The organism is Paraburkholderia sprentiae WSM5005 (genome assembly GCF_001865575.2).
GTDB classification, from domain to species: domain Bacteria; phylum Pseudomonadota; class Gammaproteobacteria; order Burkholderiales; family Burkholderiaceae; genus Paraburkholderia; species Paraburkholderia sprentiae.
The window spans coordinates 3,364,726-3,391,218 of the sequence record NZ_CP017561.2 but is presented as its reverse complement, the minus strand read 5'-3'; the positions used below and the strand labels follow the sequence as shown (position 1 = coordinate 3,391,218).

Below are 26,493 nucleotides of genomic sequence, written 5' to 3'. Positions count from 1 at the left end.
CGATCGCCGGGCTCGGGCGATCGACGCAACATGGCCGCATGAAGTCACGCTGGGCGGCAAGGCATAATAGCCGTCCGATCTTCCTTCTCCCGACTTCGATGACTCTGCATACCTGGTGGCTGTTCGCTGTCACCGTTTTCGTCGTTTCCGCGATTCCCGGTCCCAACATGCTGCTCGTGATGACGCACGGCGCCCAGCACGGCCTGCGCCGCGCGAGCGCGACGATGGCCGGCTGTCTGTCGGCGCTGGTGCTGATGCTGGCGGTATCGGCGGCGGGGCTCGGCGTGTTTCTGGCGGCATGGCCGGCCATGTTCAACGCACTGCGCATGATCGGCGCGGCCTATCTCGTGTATCTGGGCATCAAGGCATGGCGCGCGCCGGCCGACGAAGCCGCCGCGCAAACCGTCGACGAACTGACGGCCAAGCCCGCGCGCTCGCGCGTCGCGCTGTTTCGCAACGGCTTTCTGGTCGCGAGCAGCAATCCGAAGGCGATTCTGTTCGCGGCCGCGCTGCTGCCGCAATTCATCGATGCCACGCTGCCGAAGTTGCCGCAGTTCGGCGTGCTGGTCGCGACGTTCGCGTCGATCGAGGTCAGCTGGTATCTGGTGTATGCGGGTTTCGGCACGCGCATCGGCGCGAAGCTGAAGAGCCGCAGCGTCGCGCGAGCGTTCAACCGGCTGACGGGGGGTGTGTTCATCGGTTTCGGCGCCATGATGGCGCTGGTGCGGCACTGAGCGCCGCGCGTACCGGAAGATAAGGGAGAGATCCGTACGACTGTGACCGTTGTATGTTTGCAACGTCGAGGGTCAACCCTAATTTGCATGTTGCAACGCACCAAGCGGTTTGCTATAGTTCGTCTTGTCTCCTCCATGTCTCCACTGATATGGATTCAGCCCGCCAATCTAGGCGGGCTTTTTTTTGCCCATAATTCGCCGCGTGCGCAGAGCGCCGGCGCCAGCGCGTCTAGCCGCAACTCAGAACTTGTACGACACGGCCACGAAGGAAATGATCGGGTTCGCGCTCAGATCCGCCTTCGACACGCCAAGCTCCGTCCCATCCGCCGCCTTGATGATGACCGACGACGTCGTCTTGAGCGGGATATACGTGACGGACGCGACGAGCCCCCAGTGCTCGGTGACGTTGTATGCGAGGCCCGCGTTGAACACCGGCGCCCACGACGACGACGCCTTCGCCGACACCTGCGTGAGCCCCGGCTTGCCCGCGCCGGCGGCGAGGACGGCGCCGAGGTTGTTCTGCGTCGACTGCACGAAGTTCTGGCTCAGTTGGATATCGGAGAACCAGTTGTACGACACGCCGATGCCGACGAACGGCCGCAGTTTTGCGGTCGGCTCGTTGAAGTAGTACTGAAACAGCAGTGCCGGGCTCCACTGGCGCACGCTCTTTACGATCGGATTGGCCTGCGGATCACCGAGATCCTGCTCGCCGAGCGCGCCCGCCGGTCCCGGCGGTTTGATGGTGCCATGGCCGTAGATCTTGAACTTCGGCGGCAGGCCCGCGACGGTCGTCACGGCGATGTGGTCGGTCAGGTAATGGCTGAACACGAGGCCGACCGTGTTGGCCGAGTTGGTCGACAGACCGGTGCCCGCGGACGTGAACGAACCGGGCAGTCGCAGCGGCGTGTTGATCGGTGATTGCGCGACGTAGGTCGTCAGCGGCGTGCTCGAATCCTGCGGCATCACGTGGAACCAGCCGAGCGCAGCGACATTGTCGCCCGCATGCTGGGCGTGTGCGCTGGCTGACAGCAGCGTCGCCAATATCGCGAGACAGAATTTTTTCATCATGTTCCTCCTCATGCGCCGCAGCGCGCGCGACGGGCGGCCCGGCGGCGTCGGGCCGGCCGCTGCGCCTGGATGTTCGTGGGGCGTTGGCTGGGGCGTCGCCGCGTGCGCCGCCCGCCGGGCCGGCACCGCGGCGCGCCGCGCCGGTCACTGGACGAAGGCGCCGATCGTGAAGTACGGCGAAGCGGAGTCGGTCATGTCGAGGTAGCCGAACACACCGCCGGTGAAGATCATCTTTCCGGTCGGCTTCGCGCCGCTCGATGCGCCCACCCGGGTGGTCGTCACGACACCCGGCACGGTCTGCGTGAAGTCCAGATTCAGCGGGGTCGCGAGCGAAGCCTGCGACGCGTTGAACGGATCGAGCAGCGTGGCCTCAGTGCCTTCGAGCGCGGTGGTGCGGTAATCGAACTGGCTATCCACGCCGACGTACTCGCCGTTCTGCGCGTTCATCGCGGTGGCGATTTGCGGCGCGAGGATCGAGATGCCGGATTCATCGTCGGCGTAAGGCCCAGGCGAGCCGTTGATCGCCGTGGTCGCCGACGGATTGGCCGCGCCGGTGCGCACGAGGATCGGCACCAGTTGGCCCTTCAGCTTGCCCACGATCAGGTAGCCGCGCGCTTTGGGCGTCGTCGCGAGCGTCGGCTTCGCCTGGCCGCGCAAGTTGTCGGTTTCGAATGCGCCGTTGCCGCTGTCGGCTATGACCAGGAAGTTGCTGCCGGGCTGCTGGCAGGTGCCGGCGTTGATGCCGGTGTTGTCGCACTCGGTCCACGTACCGTCCTTGTTGATCGTGATCTTCGAATCGACCGCAACCGGCGCGAAGTTCTGCGACGGAATCTGGTGATAGCCGAGCTGGTTGTACGTGCCCGCGACGTTCGCGAGATTCGTCTCGATCGACGAAAAGCCGATGAACGGGTAGTACGGGAACGTCGTGTCGGGGACGGCGCCGACACCGAGCACACCGCCGAACGAGATCTCCGCACCCGGAATCGTGCCGCCCGCGACGCCAACGCCCACGAAAATGCGCGCCGGACGGCTCGCATCGAGACTCGCGCCGTTCAAACGGAACGCGCACTGGTTCAGCTTATTGGTCGGCAGCAGCGTTTCCTGGGCCAGCGTGCCGCTCGCGGTCTGGCCCGCGCGTGTCGGGGTGACGGTGCCGGTGGTGGCGGGAATCGGCGACTGGATATAGCTGATCTGCCACGTCATTTTCGTCGTATCGAGCTGCAGCTTGACGAGTTCGCCGTCGCCGCCGCCGCCCGTGAAGACCGTGGCGTAGTCGAGCGACGAAGGACACAGCCGCGTTTCGGTCATCGGTCCGTCGCCGTTACCGCTGCCGCCACCGCCGCCGCCGCACGCCCCCAGCAGCGGTGCGCATAAAGCGAGCACCGAAATGATTGTCGAATTCATACCGCCTCCCGAAGGTTCTCGTTGTCCGTGGCCGGCTCGCGTTCCGGCCACCTTCTGCTTCATGTGTCGCTCACTGACAAGCGCGGATCGACTGCGCGTTGCATGCAGCGAGTGCCGGTTTTTATTTGCTGATCTGCGCGCCGATGCCGAAGTACGGCGCACTCGGCGTGTCCGCATTCGCCGACGTCGAGGTGATGCCGCCGTTTTCCTCGCCTTGCACCACGATCGCGTATAGCCCGCCCGACGCGATCGCGAGGCCGGTGTTGCCGGTAGGGTCCTGCACGTCGACAAGACCGGGGCTCGACACGCCATAGCTCAGAGCGACCGAGCTTTCCGCGGCGGACGTCGACGGATTGATGAAGGTCGCGGCCGCGCCCTGAACCAGCGTCGCCGTGTACCTGAAGTTCGAATCGCGCCGACGTAGCCGCCGTCGAAGCCGCCCGAGGCTAGCGGCGTCGCCGCTGCGAGCATCGCGATGCCGGATTCGTCGTCGACTTGGGGGGAGAGGAGGTTGCTCGTGTCGACGTAGCCGGTGCGGACCACCAGCGGGACCGTCGCACCGTTGAGCTGGCCGAGGATCATGTGCGCGGTGCCGTACTTGCCGGTGCGCGGCGGATTGCTGGCGGCGCCGGTGCTCGGCACGATCTGCGGCGGGTTCGTACTGTCGAAATAGCCGTTGCCGTTGAGTGTCAGCGCGTTTCCGGTGCTCAGACACCCGGCCGAACTCGACGACGTGCAGTGGCCGCTCGCGTCGAAGGTTTCGACTGAGCGTGTGGCGACGGTTTCATAGTTCGCGCTCGGCGACAAGTGATACAGCAGCGCGTTATAGGTGCCGGGCAGCTTGGTGAGGTCGGTGGTCGTGCTCGCGAAGCCGAGGAACGGATAGAAATCGAAGTGCCGCTTGTTGACCGCGCCGATCGCGGGAACACCCGGCAGCACCGTGACGCCCGCGTACTGGATCGTCGCACCCGGAATGCCACCGCCCGCGACGCCCTTGCCGATCAGGATCATCGGCGGGTTCGGGTTATTGACGAAGTCGGGCGTCGTGTAGGTGGTGCCGTCCGACCCGGTGCCGGTGCCCGCGCCGAGGATGAACGCGCAGCGCGTCTGCTCGGCGGTCGGCAGCATGCCGGCGGGCGGGTGAATCACCGCGCCCTTGATCTGCGTGCCCTTGCGTGTGACGGAGACGCTCGCGCTGGTGAGCGGAATCGGCGACTCGAGCCACTTCAGCGTGTAGGTCATCGCGATCGCGTCGATCTTCAACTGCACGATTTCGCCGCTGCCCGCGCCGCCGAGGTAACTGCTTTTGACAATGTCCGCGGTGTCGGGGCACAGCGTCGCGATCGTCGCGCTCGGCGTCGGTGCGCCTTGCGTGCCGCAACTCGCGCCCGAGCATTGCGACGGTGTGACGGGGCCCGGATTGTCGGCTTTGCCGCCGCCGCAAGCGATAAGAAAAGGTGCTGTGGCAATGGCCATTGCCAGCCCGCGAGTCATGGCGTGCAACATGCTGCTGTCTCCTTTTGTTTAATTGTGCGGAGTCATTTTGCTGTGCGTTTATTGGCTGTCAATTGAATGAGCCGTCTAAAAAAGCCAATTCAAACAGCACGAATTTCTGCGAATGCGCACTGCACGGACGCGCGCGGCACATTTAAACGGAAAAATGATTTTTCACCTGAGCGTGGCGTCGTTGTTTCGCCGCATACCCTTGCTGGGCAAGCGTCTCGGCAAAAAGGCTCTATCATCCTGGTACGTCCGTTCGAAAAAACCCGGTGTTTCCCTATGCGGAAATCTATGCGATACGATGCAATTGGCTGGCACGAATTACCGGTTCTGAATCAGTAATCCGATTTTTTATATTTAAGGTAATGCGGGCTATTACTGAGCTGAATTTTTTTTGCCAATTCTAAGGACGCGCGTTTAAAACAAAAAAGGCCGGTCTGTGCAAAGACCGGCCTTTTTTCGTGCGACTGCGGAAGCTCGATTTGGTGCGGACGTCCGCCGTTCGAGTCGGCTAGCGCTTCAAACCCGTGTCTTCGGCCGCGCCGATCGCGAGGTTCATGCACTGGATCGCCGCACCCGATGCACCCTTGCCGAGATTGTCCAGACGCGCGACGGTTACGAAGCGATCCTCATTGCCGAACACGAACAGGTCGACGCGATTGGTGTCGTTGTTCGCCTGCACGTCGAAGAAGCCGTTGTCGAGATTCGCTTCGGCGTTGAACGGTGCGACGTGCACGAATGCTTCACCCGCGTAGTACTCGGCGAACAGCGCCTGCACGTCTTGCGGCGTCGTCTTCTTCGCGAGTTGGCCCGGCGAAAAGTAGGTGGTGACCGCGAGACCCTTGTAGAACTCGCCGACGATCGGCGTGAAGATCGGCGCCGACTTCAGGCCGGTATGCGTGGCCATTTCCGGCAGATGCTTGTGCGTGAGGCCGAGCGCGTAGGGCCGCGGGCTCTTCAGCCTGTCGTCGCCGCCGGCTTCGTAGTCGGCAATCATCTTCTTGCCGCCGCCGCTGTAGCCAGTGATCGAGTAGGCGTGCGCGGCGAACTCGGGTGCGACGATGCCGCCTTCGACGAGCGGGCGCATCGCGAGCACGAACGCCGAGGCGTGGCAGCCTGGCACGGCGATGCGTTTGGCGGTGCGCAGGCGCTCGCGTTGCGAGCGGGCCAGCTCGGGGAGGCCGTAGGCCCAGTCGGGCGAAGTGCGGAATGCGGTGCTCGCGTCGATCAGCACGGTGCGGTCGTTGCCGACGAGCGAAGCGGATTCGCGCGAAGCGACGTCGGGCAGGCACAGGAAAGTGACGTCCGACGCGTTGATGAGACGACGGCGCTCGTCCAGGTCCTTGCGCTTCGCTTCTTCGATACGCAGGATTTCGACGTCGGCGCGCTGCGACAGATATTCAAAAATCTTCAGGCCGGTCGTGCCTTCCTGTCCGTCGACAAAAACTTTCGTGCTCATCTCGATCTCACTCGCTGGAAACGGGGCGCGAGGCCGCGCCGGAACGCTATTTTAAGACTTCATCAGCGCGCACGTGCAGTGCAGCAGGAAAAAAACGACGATGCGCGCGCAACGTGACATCGCCGCGACCTGTTGCGCGGTGAATGCGGGCTGATGAGCGCAGATGAACCGCAGATGAGTCGCGGCGCCAGCGCACGCCGTTTCGGCATCAGGCGCGCGCCGCTACCCGTGTAGCGCCATCCAGCGCGCGGTGACGCCCGCGACGCGTGCGCCGAACAGGCGCGCGGTTTCGAGATCACCGGGGGGCGGGGCTTCGTCGGGCGTCGCATCGGCCGCCGATTGCGTAAGCAGCCCAGTGAAGCCACCGACGAAGTTCAGATCGTTGCGCGTCGCGGCCTTGGTGTTCGACGGCATCATGCCGGTGCCCGCCCAGATCATGCTGTGCTGCATCGCCAGCGTGACGAAGTACTGGATCGTGGAGAACTTGTCGCCGTTCATCGTCGCCGAGTTCGTGAAACCGGCCGCGATCTTGTCCTTCCACGCCTGGGCGAACCACGGCTTCGAGCTCGCGTCGGCGAACTTCTTGAAGTCGGCCGACGGACCGCCCATGTAGGTCGGCGCGCCGAAGATCAGCGCGTCGGCGGCGGCGAGTTCGTCCCATGAGGCTTCGTCGAGCTCGCCGACCGACATCAGCTTTGCCTGCGCGCCGGCTTCGAGCGCGCCCGCGAGCACGGCTTCGGCGACTTTCTTCGTATGGCCGTAGCCGCTGTGATACACGATGACGATCTTCGACATGGAGTGCTCCAGCAAGCCGATCAGGAAGGTGAACGGCAAAGCAGCGCGATGCGGCGCGATGGCGCGCCATGACCACCGCGACGACCGCCGCTAGCGCCCGTAATTGACCACCAGCCGCGCGCTGCCGATCGCGGCCGTGCCGATCTCGTGATCGAACATCAACGCCGGGCGTCCTTGCGCGAGACGCAGATCGGCCGAGTTCAGCGCGTACACGGTGATGATATAGCGATGCGGTTTGCCGGGCGGCGGGCATGGGCCGCCATAACCGTCCGTGTCGAAGTCGTTGCGGGCTTCGACTGCGCCGAGCTTGCGCAGGAAACCGGACGAACTCGCGTTCTCGGGCAGGCTGTCGACCGTGGCCGGGATGCCCGCTACCGCCCAGTGCCACCAGCCGCGCCCTGGCGCGTCCTCGTCGAACATCGTGATCGCGAAGCCGCGCGTGCCGGCCGGCGCATCGCGCCAGGAGAGTTGCGGTGAGCGGTTGCCGCCTTTGCAATCGTTCTGGTCGAACACCTGCGCATTTTGCACGGCGCCGCCCGTGCGCACATTCGCGCTCGTCAGCGTGAACGGCTCGTCGGCCCGCGCAGCGGCGCCATGTACCGCGAATAGCGCGAGCATCGCGCCGGCGGCGAGCGATCGATGCCGCCAAGTTGATGCCAGCGAAACAACCAGGCAACGCGCGCGCATCTCTGGTTCTCCTGTCAGGGCGCGAGGCGCGGGTCCTCGCGATGGTTGTTGTCCTGAATGGCGCCCCAAGCTCGAATCAAGTCTACCATCAGTACTGGTTAGCTCTGCGACGCAATATGTTTGCGTCGCGCGGAATGAGCAGACAAGAAATCAGCTATAGTAGGAAGCATTGTCGTGCGACCCTGGCTGCATTTGACTCGTTTGAATTGCAAGCGTTGAAATAAGTGTTAGAAGTTGTGGAGACCGGTTTATCCGTCCAGAGGAGGGCGATGCAAGTTTCACTCAGGGTCGTCGTGGCAGATGATCATCCGGTCATTCTGTTTGGCGCTGAACATGCGCTGCTCAAGTTTCCCGGTATACAAGTCGTTGGGCGTGCAAGGCAGTCCACGGAACTCATCAAAACGCTGCAATCCACCGAATGCGACGTGCTCGTCACCGACCTGGCCATGCCGGGCGGTCAGTACGGCGATGGCTTGCAACTCATCGACTATTTGCGCCGCAATTTCCCGAACCTGCCGATCGTCGTGCTCACCATGCTCGAGAACGCGGCGTTGCTCAAGCGTCTCAGGGAGCTTGGCGTGACGTCGGTCGTGAACAAGTCTGACGATCTGAGCCATATTGCGCTTGCGGTACAGCACGTCGGCCGTCGCATGGCGTATATGAGTCCGTCGGTGAAGGCGGTGTTCGATGGGTTGCGGGTCAATTCAGCCGGCAGGCGCGACGACTCGAAGCTGTCGGGGCGCGAACTCGAAGTGGTGCGCCTGTTCGTGTCGGGCATGACGATCAAGGAAATCTCGCAACGTTTGAATCGCAGCATCAAGACGATCAGCACGCAGAAAAACGCGGCCATGCGCAAGCTCGGAATCGATCGCGACTCCCAACTATTCCAGTATGCGCAGAGCAATGGCTTGCTGAATCTGTCGTCGAACTCGGTAAAGGACACCGGCAACGAGTCCTGATATCGCGCCTCGTTTGGTCCGCCCGGTAATCGGCGACAAAAAAGCCGCCCGTTTCGCAACAGGCGGCTTTTTCATTCGTTCCGCATAAAGCGGCTGCGTTTCGTTGTTCTTATTTCGATCGGTTTATGGTCACTGCTCTATGGCGATGGCTTTATTGCGGCGTAGACGTGGCGCCGCCATGCGCAGCCGACCACTCGGCCGGCGCGTGCAGGAACTTCTCCACTTCGTCGATCGTCCTGGTGTCGAAGTAGTTGTTTTGCTTCGCGACGCGCAGTACGTCCCACCAGGTGGCGAGCGCATGCAGATCGACGTCGATGTCTTTCAGCACCGACACGCTTTCCTTGAAGATGTTGTAGTGAAACAGCACGAAGCAGTGGTTCACCGTCGCGCCCGCGGTGCGCAGCGCGTTGATGAAGTTGATCTTGCTGCGGCTGTCGGTCGTCAGGTCTTCGACGAGCAGCACGCGCTGGCCTTCGGTCAGCAGACCTTCGATCTGCGCGTTGCGGCCGAAACCCTTCGGCTTCTTGCGCACATACTGCATCGGCACCATCAGGCGGTCGGACAGCCACGCCGCGAACGGAATGCCCGCGGTTTCGCCGCCGGCGACCGCGTCGATCTGCTCATAGCCGACATCGCGCAGGATCGTCGCTTCAGCCATTTCCATCAGGCCGCGGCGCACGCGCGGATACGAGATCAGCTTGCGGCAGTCGATATACACCGGGCTCGCCCAGCCGGACGTGAAAATATACGGTTTCTCCGCGTTGAAATGCACTGCTTGCACTTCGAGCAGCATCTTGGCGGTGGTGTCGGAGATCGTCTGGCGATCGAAGCCTGTCATGGGCGGATCCTTCGGAGTGAGCAGGGGAGAAGCGGGCGCTGAGCCCGGTGGCGCAGCAAGCGGGGTATGCCGCGCCATGCTGGGCGGGATACGCGGCCGGGAGAAGAGCACGGACCGGCTTTTGCTGCGCGCGTGGGCCGTTATTTTACCTGAAATGGGTCGCGCCGAGGAGGCCGTCGTATGCGGCGGCGGAGCCGGCGGGTGCTTCGGCGCGCGCATCAACTTGTGACCGGACGAGGCCGCCTTTACACTCACGCGACTTTCCCGGCCGACTGCCCGCGCAGCCGCCTTCAGACCTACGGAATGCTTTCAATGAACGCCGCTCCACCCGCCGCCGGCTGCGCCACCGATACTCGCCGCGCCGTCAAACCGGGCTACGCGGGCCGCGCGCTGCTCGCCTCGGTGCTCGGCTACGCGATGGACGGCTTCGATCTGTTGATCCTCGGCTTCATGCTGCCGGCGATCGCCGCCGACCTGCATCTGAGCTCGTCGCAGGCCGGCGCGCTCGTCACATGGACGCTAATCGGCGCAGTGGCGGGCGGCGTGCTGTTCGGCGTGCTCAGCGATTATTTCGGGCGCGTGCGCATGCTGACGTGGACGATACTGATCTTCGCGCTGTTCACCGGACTGTGTGCGCTCGCGCAAGGCTACACCGATCTGCTGATCTATCGAACCGTCGCCGGCATCGGGCTGGGCGGCGAATTCGGCATCGGTATGACGCTGGTCGCCGAAGCGTGGCCGGCGTCGCAGCGTGCGCGGGTCTCGTCGTATGTCGGGCTTGGCTGGCAGCTTGGCGTGCTGGCGGCCGCGTTGTTGACACCGCTGCTGTTGCCGGTGATCGGCTGGCGCGGCATGTTCGCGCTCGGGCTGCTGCCGGCGGTGGTGTCGTTCCTGGTGCGACGCCGCGTCGAGGAGCCGGCGCTTTTCAACGAACGGGTCGGGCGCCGCATGCGCAAGCTGCCGCTGAAACTGCTGTTCGTCGATGCGCGCACGACGCGCGCGAGCCTCGGCGTCATGATCCTGTGCTCGGTGCAGAACTTCGGCTATTACGGGCTGATGATCTGGCTGCCGAGCTATTTGTCGAAGACCTTCGGCTATTCGCTGACCCAATCGGGGCTGTGGACCGCGGCGACGATTCTCGGCATGTCGGCCGGCATCTGGCTATTCGGCATCGCGGCCGACCGCTTCGGCCGCAAGCCGACGTTCCTGTTCTACCAAGCGGGCGCAGTCGTCATGGTGTTGGTGTATGCGCAACTGACGACGCCGATGGCGCTGCTGATCGGCGGCGCGGCGATGGGCGTGTTCGTGAACGGCATGATCGGCGGCTACGGGGCGCTGATTTCCGAGCTCTATCCCACCGATGCGCGCGCCACCGCGCAAAACGTACTGTTCAACGCGGGCCGCGCGGTGGGCGGCTTGGGTCCGGTCGTCGTGGGTGCGCTGGCGGTGCGCTACTCGTTCGCCGCTGCGCTCGCGCTGCTGGCGTCGATTTACCTTCTCGACATCTTCGCGACGCTGTTTCTGATTCCCGAGCGACGCGGCGCCGAGCTTGACTGACCGCGAATACCCGGACCATGCGCCGCAGGGTCGGGCTGCCGCGACGCAGCATCCGCAGCAACTGTTTCGCTGATGGTGAGTGCTGTTAACCACTCAGTGCATCCACACGTCCGGGGTGTACACTGATCGACCCGCGAAGCACTCCACATCGTCCCGTCATTGTCGAGGTATGCCGTCGCGCCTGACCGGGCGCGTGCGAAAACCGCCTCGGTCGACTAGCCGTCCGACAGATGAATGCGCTGCAACGGTGTGGATCGCCGGGCCCAATCACTTACGTCTCGCAGGCCTAGAAATGGACGAACAACTCAAGCAAAGCGCTCTCGCATATCACCAGAATCCGAAACCTGGCAAGATTTCGGTGACGCCCACCAAGCCGCTGTCCAACCAGCTCGATCTGTCGCTCGCGTATTCACCGGGTGTGGCCGCGGCCTGCATGGCGATTTACGAAGAACCGCTCGACGCGCAGAAGTACACGTCGCGCGGCAACCTCGTCGGCGTGATCACGAACGGCACTGCGGTGCTCGGCCTCGGCAATATCGGCCCGCTTGCCGCCAAGCCGGTGATGGAAGGCAAGGGCTGTCTGTTCAAGAAGTTCGCGGACATCGACGTATTCGACATCGAGCTCAACGAATCCGACCCAGACAAGCTCGTCGAGGCGATCGCGATGCTCGAGCCGACGCTGGGCGGCATCAACCTCGAAGACATCAAGGCGCCCGAGTGCTTCTACATCGAGAAGAAGCTGCGCGAGCGTATGAAGATTCCAGTTTTTCACGACGACCAGCACGGCACCGCGATCATCGCGTCGGCGGCGATCCTGAACGGCCTCAAAGTGGTCGGCAAGAAGCTCGACGAAGTGAAGCTGGTCTGTTCCGGCGCGGGCGCGGCGGCGATTGCGTGTCTGGACCTGCTCGTCAATCTCGGTCTGTCGAAGCAGAACATTCTCGTCACTGATTCGAAGGGCGTGATCTACGAAGGGCGCGGCAACCTCGATGCGTCGAAGGAGCGCTACGCGGTCAATACCGACGCGCGCTCGCTCGCCGACGCGATCCATGGCGCCGATGTGTTCCTCGGCTGCTCGAGCGCCGGCGTGCTGAAGCCGGAAATGGTCGCCGAAATGGGCTCGCAGCCGCTGATTCTCGCGCTCGCGAACCCCGAGCCGGAAATCCGTCCTGAGGAAGCGCGCAAGGTGCGCCCGGACTGCATCATCGCGACGGGCCGTTCGGACTATCCGAACCAGGTCAACAACGTGCTGTGCTTCCCGTTCATTTTCCGCGGCGCGCTCGACGTCGGTGCCACGACGATCACCGAAGAAATGAAGCTCGCGTGCGTGCGCGCGATCGCCGAGCTGGCCGAGGAAACCGACCAGGGTGACGAAGTCGCGAAGGCCTACGAAGGCCACTCGCTCGAATTCGGTCCCGAATACCTGATTCCGAAGCCGTTCGATCCGCGTCTGATCATCAAGATCGCGCCGGCCGTCGCACAGGCCGCGATGGATTCGGGCGTCGCGACCCGCCCGATCCAGGACATGGACGCCTACCGCGAACATCTCGGCGCGACCGTCTATCGTTCGGGCATGGTGATGCGTCCGGTGTTCGCGGCGGCGAAGTCGGCCCCGGCGCGCGTCGTGTTCGCGGAAGGCGAAGACGAGCGCGTGCTGCGCGCCGCGCAGTTCGTGCTGCTCGAAAAAATCGCCAAGCCGATTCTGGTCGGCCGTCCGTCGGTGATCGAGATGCGTCTGAAGAAAATGGGCTCGAAGCTCAAGAGCGGTGAAGACTTCGAGATCGTCGATCCGGAAGACGATCCGCGTTATCACCAATGCTGTCAGGCCTATCACGAACTCGGCGCGCGCGAAGGCGTGACGCCGGACGTCGCGAAGGCCGCGATGCGCAAGTTCAACACGCTGATCGGCGCGATCCTCGTGCGCCTCGGCGAAGCGGACGGCATGATCTGCGGCATGATCGGCCAGTATCACTCGCACCTGAACTTTATCGAGCAGGTGCTCGGCAAGGCCGACGACGTCGAGAACTTCGCCGCGATGAACCTGCTGATGCTGCCGGGCCGCAATCTGTTCATCTGCGACACGTACGTGAACGAAGTGCCGAGCGCCGAGCAGCTCGCCGACATGACGATGCTCGCCGCGCGCGAAATCGAGAAATTCGGCATCACGCCAAAGGTCGCGTTGTTGTCGAACTCGAACTTCGGCAGCGCGCCGTCGTCGTCGTCGCAGCGCATGGCCGCGGCACGCAAGTTGATCGCGGAACGCGCGCCGTCGCTGGAAATCGACGGTGAAATGCACGGCGACGCGGCGCTGTCGGAGACGATCCGCAAGGCCGCGTTCCCGGGCACGACGCTCGCCGGCGAAGCGAATCTGCTGATCATGCCGAACGTCGAAGCGGCGAACATCGCGTACAACCTGCTGAAGGTCGTGGGCGGTGAGGGTGTGACGGTCGGTCCGTTCCTGCTCGGCGCCGAAAAACCGGTGCACATCCTGACGCCGGCGGCGACCGTGCGCCGGATCATCAATATGACGGCGGTCGCTTCGGCGAACGCGCGCAAGTCGGTGAACCAGAAGTAAGTTGCTTCGCTCGAGGTTGAGGCGGGCGCGGTAGTCACCCGTTCTCGACCACTTCGTCTAAAGCGCTACGGCACGCCGGCTCCGTAGCGCTTTTTTCATGCCCCAAAAAAAGCGGCGGTCCGCGAAGACCGCCGCCCTTTCCAGTTCAGCCGCGAGAGTCGATCAAGCCGCGTGCTGCGTCTTGCCCGCGTCCGGCGAGCGCCAACGCGCGAGCAGCTCGTTCCACTTGATCCGCACGCCTTTCAGGTTGTTTTCCTTCACGTGCCCATAACCGCGAATGCCGTCGGGCAAATTCGCGATCTCGACCGCAAGATCGCGCTTTTGTGTAGTCAGGCCGCCGATCAGCTCGCGCACCAATGCCTCATATTCGCCGATCAGCGCGCGCTCGGTGCGACGCTCGTCGGTGCTGCCGAATACGTCGAACGCGGTGCCGCGCAGGAACTTGAGCTTCGCGAGCACATGCATCGCGCGGAACATCCACGGACCGTACTTCTTCTTCACCAGATGGCCGTGCGCGTCCTTCTTCGATAGCGTCGGCGGCGCGAGATGCAGATGCAGCTTCCAGTCGCCTTCGAACGTCGCGTTCAGCTTTTCGATGAAGGCCGGGTCGCTATAGAGACGCGCGACTTCGTATTCGTCCTTGTACGCCATCAGCTTGTGCAGGTTCTTCGCGACCGCTTCGGTGAGCGGCATCTGACCGTCGGCGGAATCGAGCGCTTCTTCCGCGGCCCGCACCTGCGACACCAGCGCGCGATAACGCTCGGCATACGCACGGTTCTGCCACGCGCTCAGATAGTCGGCGCGTTTGTCGATCAGCGTGTCGAGCGCCTTCGGTGTATGCAGCGCGATGATCTTGCCGCTCGCGCTGTCCGCCGGGTCGCCGCGTCCCTGCGATTGCGCGAGCTTGCGCACCGCGGCCAGATCATGCGCGGCACGCCGGCCCCATTCGAACGCCGCGCGGTTTTTCTCCACCTGCACATTGTTCAGCTCGATCGCGCGAATCAGCGACTCGTGCGTGAGCGGCACCCAGCCGCGCTGCCACGCGTAGCCGAGCACGAACGGGTTCGTGTAGATCGCGTCGCCGAGCAGCGCGAGCGCGAAGTGATTCGCGTCGACTGTCGAGACGTTCTCGTCACCGGCTGCGGCACGCACGTCGGCTTCGGTGCTGCTGCCGGGGAAGCGCCAGTTCGGGTTCTTGATCAACTCGGCCGTCGGCGTATGCGCGCTGTTCAGCACGACACGCGTGCGATCGGCCTGCATGCGCGACACGCATTCGTCGCTCGCGGTCACGATCGCGTCGCAGCCGATCACGAGGCTCGCTTCGCCCATCGCGATGCGGGTCGCATGGATGTCGGCAGGACGGTTCGCGATCTGCACGTGGCTCATCACGGCGCCGCCTTTCTGCGCGAGGCCGGTGACGTCGAGCACGGTGACGCCCTTGTTCTCGAGATGCGCGGCCATGCCGAGCAGCGCCCCGATCGTGACGACGCCGGTGCCGCCGACGCCCGTCACCAGCACGCCGTAGGGACGATCGATGGACGGCAACTCGGGGTCCGGCACCGGCGGCATGTCGGCGCCGGCGCCCGAGGCGGCCTTCGGCTTGCGCAACTGGCCGCCTTCAACCGAGACGAAGCTCGGGCAGAAGCCGTTCACGCACGAGAAGTCCTTATTGCAGGTCGACTGATTGATCTGACGCTTGGTGCCGTACTCGGTGTCGAGCGGTTCGACCGACAGGCAGTTCGATTTCACCGAGCAGTCGCCGCAGCCTTCGCATACCGCTTCGTTGATCACGACACGCCGCGCCGGATCGGGATACGCGCCGCGCTTCCTGCGACGGCGCTTTTCGGTTGCGCAGGTCTGGTCGTAGATCAGGATCGTGGTGCCGGGAATCTCGCGCAACTGGCGCTGCACGTCGTCGAGTTGGTCGCGGTGATGAACGTCGATGCCGGGCGCGAGGCCGACGTTCGCCGCGTACTTCTCCGGCTCATCGGTGACGATGACGATTTTCGCCGCGCCTTCGGCGGCGAGCTGATGGGTGATCTGCGGGACGGTCAGCACGCCGTCGACCGGCTGGCCGCCCGTCATCGCGACCGCGTCGTTGTAGAGCAGCTTGTAGGTGATGTTCGCCTTCGACGCGATCGCCGCGCGAATCGCGAGCAGCCCCGAGTGGAAGTAGGTGCCGTCGCCGAGATTGGCGAACACGTGCTTGTCGTTCGTGAACGGTGCCTGGCCGATCCACGCAACGCCTTCACCGCCCATCTGGCTGAACGTGCTGGTGCTGCGGTCCATCCAGACAGTCATGTAATGACAGCCGATGCCGGCCATCGCGCGCGAGCCTTCCGGCACGTTGGTCGAGGTGTTGTGCGGACAGCCGGAGCAGAACCAGGGCTTGCGCTCGACTTCGACGCGCGGCCGCGCGAGCGCCTTTTCCTTCGCCTCGATCACCGCGATGCGCGCGGCGATGCGCGCGCGCACGTCCGATGGCAGATCGAACTTGTCGAGCCGTGTGGCGATGGCCTTCGCGATGATCGCGGGCGACAGCTCGTAGTGCGCGGGCAGCAGCCAGTTGCCCATCGGCACCGACCATTCGCCGCCGGCGCCGTCTTTTTCGTCGAACTTGCCGAACACGCGCGGGCGCTGCGCGTCGGGCCAGTTGTACAGCTCTTCCTTGATCGCGTATTCCAGGATCTGGCGCTTTTCCTCGACCACGAGAATTTCGTCGAGACCGCGCGCGAAGGCCTGCGCGCCTTGCGCTTCGAGCGGCCACACGCAGCCGACCTTATACAGCCGGATGCCGATGCGCGAACAGGTTTCGTCGTCGAGACCGAGGTCGGTCAGCGCCTGACGCACGTCGAGATAGGCCTTGCCGCCGGTCATGATGCCGAAGCGCGCATGCGGCGAATCGATTTCGACGCGGTCGAGTTTGTTCGCGCGCACGTAGGCGAGGCCCGCGTACCACTTGTAGTCGAGCAGACGCGCTTCCTGCACGAGCGGCGGATCGGGCCAGCGAATGTTCAGCCCGCCGTCGGGCATCGCGAAGTCTTCCGGCAGGATGATGCTGGTGCGGTGTGGGTCGATGTCGACCGACGCGGACGATTCGACCACGTCGGTCACGCACTTCATCGCGACCCATAGGCCGGAGTAGCGGCTCATTGCCCAGCCGTGCAGGCCGAAGTCCAGATATTCCTGCACGTTCGACGGAAACAGCACCGGCAGCCCGCACGCCTTGAAGATGTGTTCCGACTGGTGCGCGAGCGTAGAGGATTTGGCCGCGTGATCGTCGCCGGCGAGCACGAGAACGCCGCCGTGCCGCGACGAGCCGGCCGAGTTGCCGTGCTTGAAGACGTCACCGGAACGGTCGACGCCAGGGCCCTTGCCGTACCACATCGAGAAAACGCCGTCGTATTTGGCGCTCGGGTACAGATTGACCTGCTGTGAGCCCCATACGGCGGTGGCCGCAAGGTCTTCGTTGACGCCGGGTTGAAACACGACCTGATGCGCGGACAGATGCTTTTGCGCTTTCCACAGCGACTGGTCGAGTCCGCCGAGCGGCGACCCGCGGTAGCCGGAGATGAAGCCGGCGGTGTTGAGTCCGGCGGCGCGGTCGCGTTCCTGCTGCAGCATCGGCAGACGCACCAGCGCCTGGATACCGCTCATGTACGCGCGGCCGCGATCGAGGGTGTATTTGTCGTCGAGCGTGACGGAAGACAACGCGGCTTCGAGCGAGGCTCGCTGGCCTGCGTCTAGCGGGGCATTCATTATGTGTACTCCTCCACTCCAGCTTGGGATCACCAAAACTTTTCTGGCCCCCGGCATCTCGTGAATGCTGGGGCCGGGGTCGTCATATTGACGGGTTTTAAGTGATGGTAGCACTGGTGGAAACCCGCCGCAGCGGCTCAAAAATCGCCCGTATGCGGTCTGATTCCAGCCGGGTTAGCGGGCAGTTGTCCGCGGATTGTCAGCAGTTGGCGCGCATTTGTCGTCGGACTGCCTAAGTTGCCCTCCCGCATGTAACAAGCTGTAAAAGCTACGAATTCGCGGAACCGCAGTGAAAACCACTGTCTAACCCCGACCTGCGAGCGATGCCGAACGCTGTGCATTCTGCGCAGCTTCAGGACAGCAGGGCAGTTAGAAAAGGAGTACGCATGAACACAAGAAACATCCAGACCTTCCTGATGGTCTCCGCCGCTTTCTTTGCGATGAGCGCGCCGGTGCGCTCGAATCCGGGCAGCACGGGGGCATTGTCGAACGCGATCGTCCGTACGGCGCAGGTAGCGCCGGCGCGTCCGGGAACGAGTCGGGTCGACGCTGCGCTCGTCAGCGACGAGTACAGGCAGAATTCGTGACGCGCCGTATCGCGCGCGTCTTATAAGACCGGCCGCCGTGTCGACGAGCGCGGCGGCCGGGGAAGGTAAAAGGGCGAGGATCCTGCGATCCTCGCCCTTTTTTCTTCTGCGCGCCGACTACCCGCGACTCACCGTGATCAGGTCTTGTCCTGCACGACGCCGCGGCGAATCTGGTCCAGCTCGATCGATTCGAACAGCGCCTTGAAGTTGCCTTCGCCGAAGCCCTGGTTGCCCTTGCGCTGAATGATCTCGAAGAAGATCGGGCCGATCTGATTTTCGGTGAAGATCTGCAGCAGCAGATCATCCGGCGCGCCGTCGATCAGGATCTTGCGCCTGCGCAGTTCCTCGAGCGGCTCGCCATGGTTCGGCACGCGCCGGTCGACGAGTTCGTAGTACGTGTCGATCGTGTCGAGCAGCGAAATGTCCGACGCACGCAGGCCGTCGACGGTGCGGTAAATGTCGCTGGTGCCGAGCGCGATGTGCTGGATGCCTTCACCGTGATACGCGTCGAGATATTCCTGGATCTGGCCGGCCGTGTCCGAGCCTTCCTCGTTGATCGGAATGCGGATCTTGCCGCACGGCGAAGTCATCGCCTTCGACTTCACGCCGGTCACTTTGCCCTCGATGTCGAAGTAGCGCACCTCGCGAAAGTTGAACAGGCGCTCGTAGAACTCGGCCCATTCCTGCATGCGGCCGCGATGGACGTTGTGCGTCAGGTGATCGATATAGGTGAGGCCGTGGCCGACCGGATTGGGGTTCGCGCCCGGAATCGGCTCGAAGTCGACGTCGTAAATGTCGATGTCGCCGATGCTGTTAGGCGTCGCGCCGTTCTTGCCGCGCCAGCGGTCGACGAAATAGATCAGCGAATCGCCGATGCCCTTGATCGCCGGGATGTTCAGCTCCATCGGGCCAGTCTTGTTGTCGAAACCCCACGCGCCTTTTTCGAGCGCCTGGCGATAGGCCTTCGCGGCGTCCTGCACGCGAAACGCGATCGCGCAGATCGACGGTCCGTGCAAGCGCGCGAAGCGCTGCGCGAATGAATCTTTCTCCGCGTTGACGATGAAATTGATGTCGCCCTGACGATACAGCGTCACGTCCTTATGACGATGCCGCGCGACGGCTGTGAAGCCCATCCGCTCGAACAGCTTGCCGAGCGCTTTCGGGTCCGGCGCCGTGTATTCGATAAATTCGAAGCCGTCGGTGCCGACCGGGTTTTCCCAAGTTGAAACCTGCATTGTCTGTCTCCAATCCCATGCAAGAGGGTTGCCGAAGTGCGCGGGCGGTGAGCGCGCGGGACGGTCGGCTGAGCGCGACCGGATAGAGCCAGTGTAGAACCGCGATGGCCGCAAAAACTTGCGAAGTTAATCGCGCGTCGCTACGCTTGAGCCAGTTTATGGCTTCATTTGAACGATGCATGGCAGAACATGGCTAATAACGAGATTGACGCGATCGATCGGCGCATTCTGGCGATTCTTCAGGAAAACGGCCGGCTCTCGAATCAGGAGATAGCGGAGCGGATCAATTTGTCACCGAGTCCGTGCCTGCGGCGGATTCGCAGGCTCGAAGAGAACGGCGTGATTCGCGGCTATGTCGCGCTGCTCGACGCGCAACGTCTCGGGCTCGATCTGCTCGCGTATGTCAGCGTGCGACTGGAGAAAGGCGGCGGTCGCGCGTTCAGTCCGCATGGCGAGGCCACGCACGCCGATCTGTTCGGTGCGGCGGTGCAGACGTGGCCCGAAGTGGTCGCGTGTCACGCGATGACTGGTGAGATGGATTACCTGTTGCGCGTTCAGGTGGAAGACATGGCGCACTTTTCGCGCTTTGTGCAGGATCAGTTGCTGCGGCATCCGTCGGTCATCGACGTCAAATCGAGCTTCTCGCTGGAAAAGATCAAGGAAACCACAGCGCTGCCGATTTTGTAGGCCCGCGCGCGCAAATCTTGCGAGCGGTATTCGTTTGCTTCCGGATAGAAAAAAGGGCGACCTTGCGGCCGCCCCATTTTTACCCCGTAGCGATTCGTCAGGCAGCGACAGCCACCGGCATGAACGACTCGAACAGTCGCGATGCCTGGCGTGCGTGGCGCTTGAGCGCGTAGTCGAACACGGCGGCCTGCTCCTGCAGCATTTCGGTGAGAATGCTCGACTGATCGGCCGGCGACAGCGTCAAATAGGCGTCGGCTTCGCCGTACGCGTACTCGATCTTCATGCCGGCCTTTTTGGCGATGTGCACCATGGTCGAATTGCGCGACAGGCAGTGGATGTACAGCATCGTCACATGCGCGTTGCGGCTGCGGATCGCAGCGCGCTCGAACAGCTTCGAGCCGATGCCCTGGCCGCGCGCGCTTTCGAGCACCGAGACGCCGAATTCGGCGGTGCGCGTGTTGCCTTCGGCCGGCAGATAGGCCAGATGGCCCACGCCGCTCAGTTCCAGCTTGCTGTTGAACACGCCGAACACGGTGTCGCGCGTGAAGTCGATCGCGCGCACGTAGTTTTCGATTACGTGGTTCGGCACGACCTGGCCGAAGCGCAGCAAGCGGTCTTCTTCGTCAAGCGCGAGGAAATGCGTGAGCAGGCGTTCGCGATCTACCGCGGTGAGCTCACGAACCAGAACGTGCGCGCGTCCGGTAGGCAGCGACGAGCGATCGCTCGGCGCGATCGGCTCGGTGGTGCGATGGGTCAGCGTGTTCATGGTCGGGTTCTCCTTTTAATCAGGCGGTGTTGTGCACCGCAAAATCGATTTTAGCGGAAACCCAAGCCACTCACTAGGGAAAACCCGTATCAAAAACCGAGGCGAATGCCTGGAACGCTGAAGTCACAAATGCAAGTCATTGATTTTAAAGATAAACTAGAAGTGAACGCACGTTCGTGACAAGATGCCACATGCATTCCGTATGCTGATCCTTCGCCGCGGGATGTTGTTGCTTTGCGTCATTCCATGCCCGAGTGGCAGCGTTCCAACCGTCGCCTCACTTGGCCGGCGTCGTTCCAAGACCATGCTCGACCATGCCGACCACCTGCTCGGCGAATTCGCGATAGCCCATGCGGCCGTCCGGCTTGAGCCATGTGAAGGTCCAGTTGATCATGCCGAATACCATCATGGTCAGTGCGGTCTGGTTGTCGCGCGTCGCGCGTTCGGGATAGGCGCGCGCGAGTTGCCGCGCGAACGCCGCGACCACGTCGCGCTGGCGGTTCAGAATGATCTCGCGCTGCGAATCGACCAGATATTTGACGTCGTTTAGTAGCGCGACGTGCCGGCTGTGCGAGGTCTCGTACTCGGACAGAAACGCGCGGATCAGTTCCGCGAAGGTTTCGCGCTCGCTCAGCTCGCGCCGCTGGCTCGAGCCCTCCACCTCGGCGATGATCAGCATCAGTCGCTTCGTGTAGCGATCGAGCAGGTCGAACAGGATCGCTTCCTTGCTCTCGTAATAGTGGTAGAGGCGCGCCTTGGAGGTGCCGCTCGCCGCGGCGAGATCGGCCATCGACGTGCTCGGATAGCTGGTCTGCGCGAACTTCGCCGCAGCCAGTTCGAGAATCTGCTCGCGTTGGGTTTCGTGGTCGGGGGCTCGGGTACGGGCCATATTGGTCTGTTCTTGTCTTATTGAAGTGAGCACGGGGCTGGCGCCGCGCGCAGTTCGAGCGAGCGCCATTCGTTCGCGTCGCCGCGCAGGCGGATACGCCGCAGCGCCGCGAGTTCGCGCATGCGCCACAGCACGATGCTGTCGCTGACGAGAAACCACAGCTCGGCGGCCATGACACTGGCGGCGACGCGCGCGGCGGGCTGCCACCCGTCGGTTGCGCGTTCGAGGATCAGTGCGTCGAGTTCGGCAAAGCTGCTGCTCGTGAAGGTGTTGTCGCGCCAGCGCCGCGTCTCGCCGTTCGCTTGCTTCACCTGCTGCCATTCGAGCGCGAGCCGACTGATGCGTAGCACGGGAATCGGCGCGGCGTCCGGCAGGTGGGTCTGCAGCACCTCCGGCGCAAACATGCCGATCGATGTCGCGCGATCCTTGCGGGCATGCGCCCACGCTTGCGGATCGGTCAGGTCGGAAATCGACAGACGCACTTCGTTCAAACGCTGCGGGCTGTTGCGCACGAGGTAGCAGACTCGGCGCAGCATCAGCTGATCGGACGCGCTTTCGCCGTGCCAAACCACGAGATTCGCGCTGCTGCTTGCCAGGGCCTGGAGCACCGCGGCCTGTTCGCGGAATTCGCGCACGAAGTCGCGTTGCGTGTCGGCGCTGACGCGTTCCCAGAAGCCGGCGCGCATGTGCGGGGCGTCGTCGACGCCGCGTAACGGGCCCACCGCCAGATCGTCCCGCAACGGCTCTACGCGATCGTCGCGGCTCGCCTGGGCTAGCGCGGTGCGCAGCGACTCGGCGGCGACGTCGCCGTTGGTGAGGTGAATCGTGCTCATGGGCAAGGGCTTGCAGTGACGCCAGCAGCAGTAACGAAAAGAGGCCGCTCGCCGACCGGAAACCGATGTCCCGATCGATGAGCGGCCCCTAGTGTAAGCGGATCGCGAAGCGGCCGAAAGCGCCGGCGGTCGTCACGCGAAGCCAGTCCGCACGCGGGCCGCGTCAGTCCTCGACTCAGCGTTCGTCGTAACTCACGACGACCTTGTCGCTAACCGGATGACACTGACAGGTCAGCACGAACCCGTCGCGGACCTCGTGTTCTTCGAGCGTGTAGTTCTTTTCCATCTTCACCTCGCCCTCGAGCACCTTCGCGCGACAGGTGCAGCACACGCCGCCCTTGCACGCATACGGCAGCGAAAGGCCCGCGCGCAGCCCGACGTCGAGCACGCTCACGCCCTGATAGGGCAGCCGCAGCTTGCGTCGCTTGCCGTCCAGCACGATTTCGAGCTCCGCCGCGGGCGTGTCCGCGGTGATTTCGACGGGCGGCACGCCCGCCTGCGGCAGCGGCGTGCCGAAGCGCTCGACGTGGATCTTCGCAGGCGCCACGCCGGCGGCCCTCAGCGCGGCCTCGGCGGCGTCCATCATCGGTGCCGGGCCGCAGATGAACGCCTCGTCGATCGCGTCGGCCGGCAGCAGCTGGTCGATAAACGCCGCGCATTTGGGCTGGTCGAGCACGCCGTTGAACAGCTCGACGTCCTGCAGATCGTCCGACAGCACGTGATACAGCACGAAGCGGTTCATGAAGCGGTTCTTCAGGTCCTCGAGCTCCTCGGCGAACATGATCTGGTCGACGCTGCGGTTGCCGTACACCAGCGTAAACGTGCTGCGCGGCTCGACTTCGAGCGTGGTCCGGATGATCGCGAGCACCGGCGTGATGCCCGAGCCGCCCGAGAACGCGAGGTACTGCTTGCCTTGTGCAGCGTTCAGGTGCGTAAAGAAACGGCCGTCCGGCGTCATCACGTCGATCGTGTGGCCCGGCTGCAGTGTGTCGAACGCGAAGTTCGAGAAGCGCCCGCCGCGCACGCGCTTGATGCCGATGCGCAACTCGCCGTCGCGATCGTAGTCAGTGACGCCCACGCAGATCGAATACGAGCGGCGCGTTTCCTGACCGTCGATATGCGTCTTCAGCGTAACGAACTGGCCTTGCGTGAAGCGATAGTGCTCGCGCAGTTCGGGCGGGACTTCGAAGGCGACCGAGACCGCATCGGCGGTTTCGGGGCGCACTTCGCGGATACGCAGCGGATGGAATTGCGGGGTGGCCATATCAGTACGGTTTGAAGTAGTCGAAGGGTTCGCGGCAGTCCAGACAGCGATACAGAGCCTTGCAGGCGGTCGAGCCGAACTGCGCGAGCCGCTCGGTGTGCGCGGAGCCGCAGCGCGGACAGGCCGGCGCGGGTAGCGCGCGCGGGACGAAGCGCAGGACTGTCTCCGGCGGCGCCGCGGGCGCGTGGGCGGCCGAGCCGCAGTTGCCCGTCGGCGGTGCGATGCCATAGGCGCGCAGCTTGTCGCGGGCGCCGGCGGTGATCCAGTCGGTGGTCCACGCCGGCGCGAGTACGGTGGCGACGCGATAAGGCGTGAGCTGCGCGGCCGCGAGCGCATGGCCGATGTCTTCGGCAATCTGCGACATCGCCGGGCAGCCCGAGTAGGTCGGCGTGATCAGGACTTCCAGCGCGCCGTCCGCGGAGCGTCGCACGTCGCGCAGGATGCCGAGCTCGCGGATCGATACCACTGGGATCTCCGGGTCGGGGACCGCTTCGAGCACGTGCCAGGCGCGCGCGAGCGTGGCGTCGGACAGGTTCGCGGGCTGCGCGGCGCCCGAGCTCGAGGTCGTCGTCATCGCGGGCTCACCAGCTGGCGCCCGGATGCTGGCGCGCGAGGCTCTGCATATCGGCGAGCACGAAACCCATGTGCTCGGAATGCTCGCCGTGCTTGCCCGTGCTCACGTGCCGGAGCGCCGCGGGCAGCGTCAGCGTGGCTTCGTCGAGCGTGGCGCGCACGTCGTCGAGCCACGCGGCTTCCAGGGCGGCGGTGCGCGGGCCGATGCCGGCCGCGGCGACCGCGTCTTCCACCGCGTCGGCGCTGAAGAACTCGTACGTGTACGGCATCAGGTAGTCGAGCGCGGCCTGCGCGCGACGGTGCGACGCGTCGGTGCCGTCGCCGAAACGGATCAGCCACTCGCTCGCGTGATGCGCGTGGTACTGCGTCTCCTTGAGCGATTTCGCGGCGATCGCGGCGAGTTGCGCGTCGGCGGAGCCGGTCAGCGCGCGCCACAGATGCCTCATCAGCATTGCGTACAGGAAGTTGCGCACGATCGTGACCGCGTAGTCCTTCTCGGCCTGTGCGGTGCCGGCCAGCGGCCCGTAATGCGGCAGCTCGGCGAGCGTGTAGTTGGCGAATTCGCGCTCGGTGCGGAAGTACGCGTAGTCGTCCTCGGTGCGCTGACGGCCGGTTAGCTGGGCTTCGAGCGCGGCCGCGTGCGTGTACAGCAGCCGCGCCTGGCCGATCAGATCGAGGCTCATGTTCGACAGCGCGATGTCCTCTTCGAGGATCGGGCCGTGGCCGCACCACTCGCTGTTGCGCTGACCGAGAATCAGCGCGGTATCGGCAAGGCGCAGCACGTACTGCAGATGTTGGGGCGTAGTGGACGTAGTGGTCATGGCCGCGCTTACATGTGGTTGACTTCGTCGGGGAGCGTGTAGAACGTCGGGTGGCGATAGATCTTGTCGCCCGCCGGTTCGAACAGCTCGGCCTTCTGCTCCGGCGCGGAGGCCGTGATCGCCGCGGACGGCACCACCCAGATGCTGACGCCTTCCTGGCGGCGCGTGTAGACGTCGCGCGCCATGCGCAGCGCCATCGGCGCGTCCGCGGCGTGCAGACTGCCGCAGTGTTTATGGTCGAGTCCCTGCCTGCTGCGCACGAACACTTCCCAAATCGGCCATTCCTTGTTCATTGCTGATCTCCTTCCTGATTCCCTGGATGTGCGGTGCCGCTCAGGCGGCATGCTGTTGCGCGCGCTGGCGCTGTTTGCCGGCATGGGCGAGCGCGGCATCGCGCACCCAGGCGCCGGCTTCGTGGGCCTTAACGCGGGTCGCGAGGCGCTCGCGATTGCACGGGCCGTCCCCGTTCACGACGCGCCAGAACTCTTCCCAGTCGATGTCGCCGTAGTCGTAGTGGCCACGCGCCTCGTTCCATTTCAGGTCCGCATCGGGCAGCGTGACGCCGAGCACCTTCGCCTGCCCGACGGTCGCGTCGACGAATTTCTGGCGCAGGTCGTCGTTGGTGATGCGCTTGATGCCCCATTGCGCCGACTGGTTGCTGTGGACCGAATCCCTGTCGCTCGGGCCGAACATCATCAGCACCGGCCACCACCAGCGGTTCACCGCCTGCTGGACCAGCTCGCGCTGTGCGTCGGTGCCGGCCATCATCGCGAGCAGCGCGTCGAATCCCTGGCGCTGATGGAACGACTCTTCCTTGCAGATGCGGATCATCGCGCGGGCGTACGGCCCGTACGTGCAGCGGCACAGCGGGATCTGGTTCATGATCGCCGCGCCGTCGACGAGCCAGCCGATCACGCCGACGTCGGCCCAGGTGGGCGTCGGGTAGTTGAAGATGCTCGAATACTTGGCCCTGCCCGCATGCAGCGCGTCGATCAGCTGGTCGCGCGAGACGCCGAGCGTTTCGGCGGCGCTGTACAGATAGAGCCCGTGGCCCGCTTCGTCCTGCACCTTGGCGAGCAGGATCGCCTTGCGCTTGAGGCTCGGCGCGCGCGTGATCCAGTTGCCCTCGGGCAGCATGCCGACGATTTCCGAGTGCGCATGCTGCGAGATCTGCCGGACCAGCGTTTTGCGGTACGCGTCGGGCATCCAGTCCTGCGGCTCGATCTTGGCGTCGGCGGCCATGACCGCGTCGAAGCGCGCCTGTTCGGGCGAATTCACGTCCGCGTCGGGCGCGGCGACGTTGTTGGCGGGGATATCGAGGGATTGCGTGTACATGAGGACGCTCTCTGAGGGAGTGGTACGTGTCGGCGTAGTATAAACCAACCGACCGGTCGGTTAATAGAGTTTTTGCGGGCCACTGTTGGGATCGACAGAGTCGCTCAGGGGCATCGAAACGGGCTGGTGGTTCGCCCGGGTTTCGATGCGTCGGCGGTTCGTGACCGG

22 protein-coding genes and 1 pseudogene are annotated in these 26,493 nt (G+C 64.0%); 6 read left to right on the top strand and 17 right to left on the bottom strand.

Annotated features, from left to right (window positions below; translation table 11 throughout):
* Positions 1-98 precede the first annotated feature (98 nt).
* Positions 99-734, top strand: coding sequence for a LysE family translocator (locus tag BJG93_RS15530; RefSeq protein ID WP_027199119.1), 636 nt, complete (start codon positions 99-101; stop codon positions 732-734).
* A 240-nt stretch (positions 735-974) separates the two neighbouring features.
* Here the strand turns inward: BJG93_RS15530 and BJG93_RS15525 are convergent, their stop codons facing one another.
* The 6 genes and pseudogenes from BJG93_RS15525 to BJG93_RS15500 all read right to left on the bottom strand — a co-directional run bounded on the left by BJG93_RS15525 (position 975) and on the right by BJG93_RS15500 (position 7,647).
* Positions 975-1,799 (bottom strand): OmpW/AlkL family protein, encoded by an 825-nt coding sequence (locus BJG93_RS15525; RefSeq protein ID WP_051374489.1) that lies wholly within the window; start codon positions 1,797-1,799, stop codon positions 975-977.
* A gap of 147 nt (positions 1,800-1,946) precedes the next feature.
* The gene (locus tag BJG93_RS15520; protein ID WP_027199117.1) at positions 1,947-3,206 is read right to left on the bottom strand and encodes a DUF2957 domain-containing protein; all 1,260 of its coding nucleotides are present in this window, start codon (positions 3,204-3,206) and stop codon (positions 1,947-1,949) included.
* Positions 3,207-3,327: 121 nt separating this feature from the next.
* A pseudogene (locus BJG93_RS15515) lies at positions 3,328-4,712 on the bottom strand (DUF2957 domain-containing protein).
* 505 nt (positions 4,713-5,217) lie between these two features.
* On the bottom strand, positions 5,218-6,165 hold the full coding sequence (gene argC, locus BJG93_RS15510) for an N-acetyl-gamma-glutamyl-phosphate reductase (protein ID WP_027199116.1): 948 nt from the start codon (positions 6,163-6,165) through the stop codon (positions 5,218-5,220).
* A 222-nt stretch (positions 6,166-6,387) separates the two neighbouring features.
* On the bottom strand, positions 6,388-6,960 hold the full coding sequence (locus BJG93_RS15505) for a flavodoxin family protein (protein WP_027199115.1): 573 nt from the start codon (positions 6,958-6,960) through the stop codon (positions 6,388-6,390).
* A gap of 90 nt (positions 6,961-7,050) precedes the next feature.
* A complete protein-coding gene (locus tag BJG93_RS15500) occupies positions 7,051-7,647 on the bottom strand; it encodes a YbhB/YbcL family Raf kinase inhibitor-like protein (protein ID WP_027199114.1) in 597 nt (198 codons plus the stop codon).
* Between the two features lie 269 nt (positions 7,648-7,916).
* On the opposite strand from BJG93_RS15500, the gene BJG93_RS15495 reads away from it, so the two are divergent.
* Entirely contained in the window at positions 7,917-8,606 is a 690-nt protein-coding gene (locus BJG93_RS15495; protein ID WP_027199113.1) for a response regulator, read from the top strand.
* 151 nt (positions 8,607-8,757) lie between these two features.
* Here BJG93_RS15495 and BJG93_RS15490 read toward each other — a convergent pair whose 3' ends face one another.
* A complete protein-coding gene (locus tag BJG93_RS15490; RefSeq protein ID WP_027199112.1) occupies positions 8,758-9,444 on the bottom strand; it encodes an orotate phosphoribosyltransferase in 687 nt (228 codons plus the stop codon).
* Between the two features lie 312 nt (positions 9,445-9,756).
* Here BJG93_RS15490 and BJG93_RS15485 point away from each other — a divergent pair, with 312 nt between their 5' ends.
* Together BJG93_RS15485 and BJG93_RS15480 are read left to right on the top strand one after the other, a co-directional pair.
* Complete coding sequence (locus BJG93_RS15485; RefSeq protein WP_027199110.1) at positions 9,757-11,001, top strand: MFS transporter; 1,245 nt, start codon at positions 9,757-9,759, stop codon at positions 10,999-11,001.
* A gap of 292 nt (positions 11,002-11,293) precedes the next feature.
* On the top strand, positions 11,294-13,576 hold the full coding sequence (locus tag BJG93_RS15480; RefSeq protein ID WP_027199109.1) for an NADP-dependent malic enzyme: 2,283 nt from the start codon (positions 11,294-11,296) through the stop codon (positions 13,574-13,576).
* Positions 13,577-13,738: 162 nt separating this feature from the next.
* Here BJG93_RS15480 and BJG93_RS15475 read toward each other — a convergent pair whose 3' ends face one another.
* The gene (locus BJG93_RS15475) at positions 13,739-17,335 is read right to left on the bottom strand and encodes an indolepyruvate ferredoxin oxidoreductase family protein (RefSeq protein WP_027199108.1); all 3,597 of its coding nucleotides are present in this window, start codon (positions 17,333-17,335) and stop codon (positions 13,739-13,741) included.
* A gap of 386 nt (positions 17,336-17,721) precedes the next feature.
* Between BJG93_RS15475 and BJG93_RS15470 the strand changes: the two genes are divergently transcribed.
* A complete protein-coding gene (locus BJG93_RS15470; RefSeq protein ID WP_027199107.1) occupies positions 17,722-17,922 on the top strand; it encodes a hypothetical protein in 201 nt (66 codons plus the stop codon).
* 137 nt (positions 17,923-18,059) lie between these two features.
* Here BJG93_RS15470 and hppD read toward each other — a convergent pair whose 3' ends face one another.
* Entirely contained in the window at positions 18,060-19,157 is a 1,098-nt protein-coding gene (gene hppD, locus BJG93_RS15465) for a 4-hydroxyphenylpyruvate dioxygenase (protein WP_027199106.1), read from the bottom strand.
* A 189-nt stretch (positions 19,158-19,346) separates the two neighbouring features.
* Here hppD and BJG93_RS15460 point away from each other — a divergent pair, with 189 nt between their 5' ends.
* On the top strand, positions 19,347-19,844 hold the full coding sequence (locus BJG93_RS15460) for an Lrp/AsnC family transcriptional regulator (protein WP_027199105.1): 498 nt from the start codon (positions 19,347-19,349) through the stop codon (positions 19,842-19,844).
* 97 nt (positions 19,845-19,941) lie between these two features.
* On the opposite strand, the gene BJG93_RS15455 is transcribed toward BJG93_RS15460, so the two are convergent.
* From BJG93_RS15455 to paaA, 8 genes are all read right to left on the bottom strand, one after another.
* The gene (locus BJG93_RS15455; RefSeq protein WP_027199104.1) at positions 19,942-20,610 is read right to left on the bottom strand and encodes a GNAT family N-acetyltransferase; all 669 of its coding nucleotides are present in this window, start codon (positions 20,608-20,610) and stop codon (positions 19,942-19,944) included.
* 277 nt (positions 20,611-20,887) lie between these two features.
* On the bottom strand, positions 20,888-21,499 hold the full coding sequence (locus tag BJG93_RS15450) for a TetR/AcrR family transcriptional regulator (protein ID WP_027199716.1): 612 nt from the start codon (positions 21,497-21,499) through the stop codon (positions 20,888-20,890).
* Between the two features lie 17 nt (positions 21,500-21,516).
* Positions 21,517-22,332: a DUF1835 domain-containing protein gene (locus BJG93_RS15445; RefSeq protein WP_071336576.1), complete on the bottom strand. Its 816-nt coding sequence runs from the start codon at positions 22,330-22,332 to the stop codon at positions 21,517-21,519.
* A 175-nt stretch (positions 22,333-22,507) separates the two neighbouring features.
* Entirely contained in the window at positions 22,508-23,596 is a 1,089-nt protein-coding gene (gene paaE, locus BJG93_RS15440; RefSeq protein ID WP_027199103.1) for a 1,2-phenylacetyl-CoA epoxidase subunit PaaE, read from the bottom strand.
* Position 23,597: 1 nt separating this feature from the next.
* Positions 23,598-24,170, bottom strand: a complete 573-nt coding sequence (paaD, locus tag BJG93_RS15435; RefSeq protein WP_027199102.1) for a 1,2-phenylacetyl-CoA epoxidase subunit PaaD — start codon at positions 24,168-24,170, stop codon at positions 23,598-23,600.
* Between the two features lie 7 nt (positions 24,171-24,177).
* Positions 24,178-24,990: a 1,2-phenylacetyl-CoA epoxidase subunit PaaC gene (paaC, locus tag BJG93_RS15430; protein WP_027199101.1), complete on the bottom strand. Its 813-nt coding sequence runs from the start codon at positions 24,988-24,990 to the stop codon at positions 24,178-24,180.
* Between the two features lie 8 nt (positions 24,991-24,998).
* The gene (gene paaB / locus BJG93_RS15425) at positions 24,999-25,334 is read right to left on the bottom strand and encodes a 1,2-phenylacetyl-CoA epoxidase subunit PaaB (RefSeq protein ID WP_322786958.1); all 336 of its coding nucleotides are present in this window, start codon (positions 25,332-25,334) and stop codon (positions 24,999-25,001) included.
* Complete coding sequence (paaA, locus tag BJG93_RS15420; RefSeq protein ID WP_027199099.1) at positions 25,324-26,325, bottom strand: 1,2-phenylacetyl-CoA epoxidase subunit PaaA; 1,002 nt, start codon at positions 26,323-26,325, stop codon at positions 25,324-25,326. Before paaA ends, paaB begins: the two co-directional genes overlap by 11 nt.
* Between the last annotated feature and the right edge of the window lie 168 nt (positions 26,326-26,493).